8 protein-coding genes are annotated in these 5,700 nt (G+C 34.3%); 7 read left to right on the top strand and 1 reads right to left on the bottom strand.

The window, feature by feature from the left end; all coding sequences use genetic code 11:
* The 4 genes from CN514_RS14230 to CN514_RS14245 all read left to right on the top strand — a co-directional run.
* Nucleotides 1-934 (top strand): IS3 family transposase (locus CN514_RS14230; RefSeq protein ID WP_141529380.1); only part of this gene is annotated, 934 nt, incomplete at its 5' end.
* A gap of 186 nt (nt 935-1,120) precedes the next feature.
* Nucleotides 1,121-1,411 (top strand): DUF3784 domain-containing protein, encoded by a 291-nt coding sequence (locus CN514_RS14235; protein ID WP_286141687.1) that lies wholly within the window; start codon nt 1,121-1,123, stop codon nt 1,409-1,411.
* 264 nt (nt 1,412-1,675) lie between these two features.
* The gene (locus CN514_RS14240; protein WP_176525919.1) at nt 1,676-2,320 is read left to right on the top strand and encodes a formylglycine-generating enzyme family protein; all 645 of its coding nucleotides are present in this window, start codon (nt 1,676-1,678) and stop codon (nt 2,318-2,320) included.
* Between the two features lie 143 nt (nt 2,321-2,463).
* Entirely contained in the window at nt 2,464-2,721 is a 258-nt protein-coding gene (locus CN514_RS14245; RefSeq protein WP_098233163.1) for a hypothetical protein, read from the top strand.
* Nucleotides 2,722-3,007: 286 nt separating this feature from the next.
* Here CN514_RS14245 and CN514_RS14250 read toward each other — a convergent pair whose 3' ends face one another.
* Nucleotides 3,008-3,208, bottom strand: a complete 201-nt coding sequence (locus CN514_RS14250) for a cold-shock protein (protein WP_097974042.1) — start codon at nt 3,206-3,208, stop codon at nt 3,008-3,010.
* Between the two features lie 341 nt (nt 3,209-3,549).
* On the opposite strand from CN514_RS14250, the gene CN514_RS14255 reads away from it, so the two are divergent.
* The 3 genes from CN514_RS14255 (at nt 3,550) to CN514_RS14265 (ending at nt 5,574) form a co-directional block, all read left to right on the top strand.
* On the top strand, nt 3,550-3,942 hold the full coding sequence (locus CN514_RS14255; protein ID WP_098233164.1) for an SMI1/KNR4 family protein: 393 nt from the start codon (nt 3,550-3,552) through the stop codon (nt 3,940-3,942).
* A 53-nt stretch (nt 3,943-3,995) separates the two neighbouring features.
* On the top strand, nt 3,996-4,352 hold the full coding sequence (locus tag CN514_RS14260; protein ID WP_286141688.1) for a transposase: 357 nt from the start codon (nt 3,996-3,998) through the stop codon (nt 4,350-4,352).
* 319 nt (nt 4,353-4,671) lie between these two features.
* Entirely contained in the window at nt 4,672-5,574 is a 903-nt protein-coding gene (locus CN514_RS14265; protein WP_098233166.1) for a DMT family transporter, read from the top strand.
* The last annotated feature ends 126 nt before the right edge of the window (nt 5,575-5,700 follow it).

The raw sequence follows: 5,700 nt of genomic DNA on the forward strand, positions 1-5,700 counted from the left end.
TGAAGGTAATAGAGTAAAAGTACCAGCTGAACAAAAATTTCTTTTAATTCGTTCAGTGATCGAAAAGTTTAACTTTAAAAATATGATAAGCTTTCTATGCAAAATTTCAGGAGTCTCACGTTCAGGTTATTATAATTACTTCTCTTTTAGAGCTTCCGAAAGAAGAGCACAATTTGAAAATAAAGACTCAAAATTAAAAGAAAATATCCTTAAGGCTCTCAAATTTAAAAAGCGTAAAAAAGGTGCCCGACAAATTAAAATGACACTACAGAAGCGCTTCAATATTATATATAACTTGAAGCGTATTCGAAGAATTATGAAGAAGTATAAGATTATCTGTGCGATTAGAAAGGCTAATCCTTATAAGAAGATGTTAAAAGCTACACAAGAACACTCTGTATTACCAAACTTACTAAATCGTAAATTTAAACAGGGTATCCCAGGTAAAGCACTTCTTACAGATATTACCTATCTTTATTACGGAAACGGGCATAAGGCATATTTATCTACTATTTTAGATAGTTCCACAAATGAAATACTTGCCTATAATGTTTCCAATCGACTTACTTTGGATTTAGCGACAGATACTTTATTGAAGTTAAAAAGAAACAGGCGTGTCATATTAACAGAAGATGCTTTTATTCACTCTGATCAAGGCTCACATTATACCAGCCCTACTTTTCAGAAAAAAGTTAAAAAATTAGGGTTAAAACAATCAATGTCTAGGAGAGGAAATTGTTGGGATAACGCTCTTCAAGAGTCTTTTTTTGGTCATTTCAAAGATGAGGCAAATATACAACAGTGTAATACTTTAGTAGAACTTAAGAAGGAAATAAGAAATTATATGATCTACTATAATAATTATAGATATCAATGGAATTTAAAGAAGATGAGTCCTGTAGAATACAGAAATCATCTTCTTTGTGTGGCATAACCTTTTTTTATCGTCCTTTACAAAGGGTACAATTTAAAATTCTGGCTAACCATATAATACGAAATGGCAGTTTAGTTCAATAAGGATTAAATCTATAACTTCGTTAGTACCTAGAGAAGGGAATATCATTAAAGGGCAAGAATTAACATATTATGGAAAAAGAGAAAAGGATTAGAGGAGAGGTATATGTTGATAGATTACGGATTATTAATTATCGGTATAGCACTTTTACTTGTGTCTTTCCTAGTCGCTGTAAAAAAACAAACATGGTTGTTAGCTGGTTTTAATGAAAAAATGATTAAAAATAAGTCCTTGTTAGGTAAAGTAGTAGGTGGAGGTTTTTTTCTTCCTGTCAGTTTGTTAATAATTTTCAACAGTTTTATCGACTATCCTTATGAAGTAACGGTTCTTATGATAATAATGTTGATTTTATTAACAATGGTGTACTTATTTATCAATAGGAAATTACTTGATTAATTCAACTACCATGGGAGTACGATATAAACTTCCATTCACTGTTGTGAATCCTGGATTCATGGTTGGCTAACGCATGCGTTTGTTGTATAACGAATATGCTGCTTTGCAGTCTTTTTTATTTTACTAACGGATTTTTATCTACAAAAAACCAACGTAATTTTTGAATTGTTTTTATGCTTCTTAACTAGGTGATTTTTAATAAATCATGATCATTAGGAGGAAGAAAGAGTGTCTAATGAAATTAAGAGTTACATTGACTATCAAATGGTAAAAATCCCAGGAGGAGAAATAGAATTAAGAGACGATCGAATAAAGAGTAAATGGAAAACTGAAATAAGACCATTTCTTCTTGCCCAGTATCCTGTAACTAAGGGTATATACAATACTATAACAAATAAATCACTTAATACTTTTGACGGAGATCTAAAACCAGTTGTGAATATTTCTTGGAATGATGCAATTTCTTTTTGTAATCTACTTTCACAAAAAGCTGGACTGAAAGAGTGTTATTCTCTAAGTTATGATGGTGAAAGCATAATTTGTAATTGGGAATCAGATGGCTATAGACTTCCTACAGAAGCAGAGTGGCAATATGCGTGTAAAGCAGGGACCACTGGTTATAGATACGGTGAACTTGATAAAATTGCTTGGTATAATGAAAATTCTGGAGATAAAATCCATGAAGTAGGTAGAAAGGAACCGAATGCATGGAGTCTGTATGATATGTTAGGAAATGTTTGGGAGTGGTGTTGGGATTTATATGATGAACAAGTCTATGGATCCTACCGAATTTTTCGGGGAGGTAGTTGGGCAGAGGTAGCCAGAAGTTGTGGGGCTTCATGTCGCCGTCGTAGCCATCCATCATTTTGCATAGACAACCTTGGATTCCGTCTTGCCAGGTCTTTTTAAATTCTTCAAAGAATGGGGCAGTTTTTAGTCGAAGCTTAAACTTTCTTATGTAACTAAAGCATGCATTAGTTGTAGATCATGAGGAGCAATTTCTTCTCTTTTCTTTATAAGTAATTTCTAAATTATTTTGGGAGGAACTAAATTTGAAAGGTCAGATTAAAGTGGAGTTTGAAATAAATGCTGTGGGTGAAGAGACAATAGATGGTTACGATGATTCATATAAAAACTATCAAATTGCAAGGTCTAAATATCTTTCAAAAGAACTAACATTAGGGAATGTCGAGGAGATTATAAACGAACTTTTTACTGAAATTCAGTCGGCGTACGAACAACCAGAGCAGTTAACAGCAAAGATAATTATAAGAGCAAAAAATGAGAATGATAAAGTTATGTATCTATAAAAATGAATAACCACCTTATATAACTAACGCAATGCGTTAGTTGCATAAGATTCATTTTAAATCTATCATCTAAGTAAAATAAACTTAATCTATTCTGCCTTCATTAGTAGAAATTTAATAGATATTTGTATCTTCATTTTATTTGGGATATAATAACTTAAACCATTTTCTTTACCAGATCCACTTTAGATTTTACCCTTATTCTTTTTCGAATAGGGGTTTTTTATTTTAAAAGACATAAATAAAGTCGGATTCTACTAAATAGAATCCGACTTTTTTAAGTCAATTATGCTTTTTTAACATTTGTTGCTTGAGGGCCACGTTGACCTTTTTCTACTTCAAATGTAACTGCTTGGCCTTCATCTAACGATTTGAATCCGTCAGTTTGAATTGCTGAGAAGTGAACGAATACATCATCACCATTTTCTCGCTCGATGAATCCAAATCCTTTTTCTGCATTAAACCATTTTACTTTACCTTGTTCCATTTTTTGTTGCCTCCTCGTGTGGCTTACACACATTGTTATATACCAATCGTGTGGCTTACACACATTGTTATATACCAATTTTAACAAATTATATAAAGATAATCAAATTACCATACAATTCGACAATATTTTTATACCATATTTTTATGCTCTATACTGTCAAATAGTAAAATAGGACCCGATTATTTTGCTCTAAACGTCGTTATATAACTAACGCAATGCGATACTTCAATAGATGATCGCTTTTTTTATTAAACATAATGGCAGATTAGTTGCATAAGGAAAGACGGATTAAATAAAAAATTGTATTATAGAAATACATTTAGCTTTAGGAGGATAACATGAATCTTTCAAACTTAAACATAGATATTATAAACAAAGGTGCCAGTAAAAAAGAGGTTTATGAAGTTGAACAAGAGATGAATTGTGCCTTACCTGCGGTATATACAAATTTACTTCAACATGTGAATGGATTTTTAACTGATGAAGGAGTTCTTATTTACGGCACACAAGAACTTGTAGAACGCAACCTAACCTATGAGGTTTCTGAATATGCTTCAGGGTATGTTGCAATAGGAGATGACAGTGGAGGAACTGTATTTCTTATGTTACAAGGAAAAGAGGGGATTCAATTAATAACAGTTGATGTAGGTGACATGAATCCTACAAATGGAATAGTACTTTCTTCTGATTTGTATGAGTGGATTACTGTAGGTTGCCCACTTTTAGAATGATAAAAATATTAGTATTTTCTTAATAAATGCAGACTTGCAATCTAAAAGGGGGAATGAATTTGAATATGGATTACATAATTAAAAATTTGTATAATTCATCGATTAAAGAAGGTAATGATTTTTATCAAAACCTATTTTTAAATACAGATATTAATGGAGTCACAGATCCCTACTGGAAAGAAGCATTAAAAATGTTTTCGGAGCTTAGTATTGAAAATAAAAATACTCTTTTTAAAATAATTGAACAAGTACAAGTTGATACAGTTTCGAATGTTCTAGGTATCCTAGATGGGGTTGTTACTTTGGGAGATCAGAACATTGATATTAATATGACAATAGAAGGTTCAAATGAAAAAATCAATGGAGACTTACAAGAATTATTTTTAGGATACGATGAAGAAGTTAGATAAGTTATTCAACTAAAGCAGTGCATTAGTTTAACAATATGTTTAGATGGCTCTTTTTTGTGCAGTAGCAGTTTAAATAAATAATAATCGAAACTAATTTCAAACGTGACTTATTGAAGGAAATATCATTTAAGTTCAAGGATTATCATAGTATGGGAATTGAGGGTCGAAGAATATTAGTAGAATTTAATTGTTAATTTCGATTTTTTTCGCAATGTGAGTACTATTAATTTGTCAAAACAGAGTCCATATTTATAAAATCCAGTAATTGTCGTTTTAATTCATAAAGGGGTTTGAAGAGACATGATTTGGAGTGATTGCTATGAATAAAGTAACTAAAGGATGGATTAATGGTTTCCTAGGGGTACTCATCTTCAGTGGCTCGCTACCTGCAACGCGCTTGGCTGTGGCTGAATTTGATCCGTTGTTTTTAACTGTCTGCCGTGCTGCGATAGCTGGTGTATTGGCAGGAGCTCTCCTTCTAATCTTCAAGGTGAAACGACCTGTCAGAAGTGACATTTTTCCACTATTGGTAGTGGCGTTCGGGGTTGTGATTGGTTTCCCGCTACTGACAGCCTTGGCCCTTCAGTATGTAACGTCCGCACATGCTATTATCTTCATTGGGCTACTTCCACTCTCGACGGCAATTTTTGGTGTACTTCGGGGTGGTGAACGCCACCGACCAGCCTTTTGGATCTTTTCAGCCATAGGTAGCTTCTTGGTGACAGGATTTGCCCTAATCCGCGGAGGGGAAGCATCACTAATCGGTGACGCTTTCATGCTGGCTTCCATCATCGTATGTGGTCTGGGTTATGCAGAAGGTGCTCGACTTTCACGTCGTCTAGGAAACTGGCAAGTGATCTCTTGGGCTCTCGTTTTGTCTCTTCCCCTTATGTTTCCACTTTCGTTCTACTTAACTCCAGGCTCGTGGGAGGATATCAGCCGTCCTGCTTTCTTAAGTCTTGCTTATGTATCCTTATTCAGCATGTTCATTGGCTTTGTGTTCTGGTATCGAGGTCTGGCGCAGGGCGGCATAGCGGCAGTTGGACAACTGCAGCTTCTCCAACCTTTTTTTGGACTATTGCTTGCCTCTTTGATTCTGCACGAGAAAGTTGGCTGGTTACTTGTGTCCGTGAATATCGTCGTTGTATTATGCGTGGTAGCAGCTCGTAAATTTGCAAAGGAACAAGTAGTCCCATTTAAAAACGAGATTGAACAGAATTAGTACCCTGTTCAATCTCGTTTACCCAAATCTGAGTTTATTGAACTAACGCATGCGTGTGCGGCCGAGCATAGGTCGTATCATATAACGGGTGGGATTCCCGTCGAGTAAGAACTAGCCATTCACTCG

This window comes from Bacillus sp. AFS001701 (assembly GCF_002559405.1).
In the GTDB taxonomy this organism is placed as follows: Bacteria; Bacillota; Bacilli; order Bacillales; family Bacillaceae_G; genus Gottfriedia.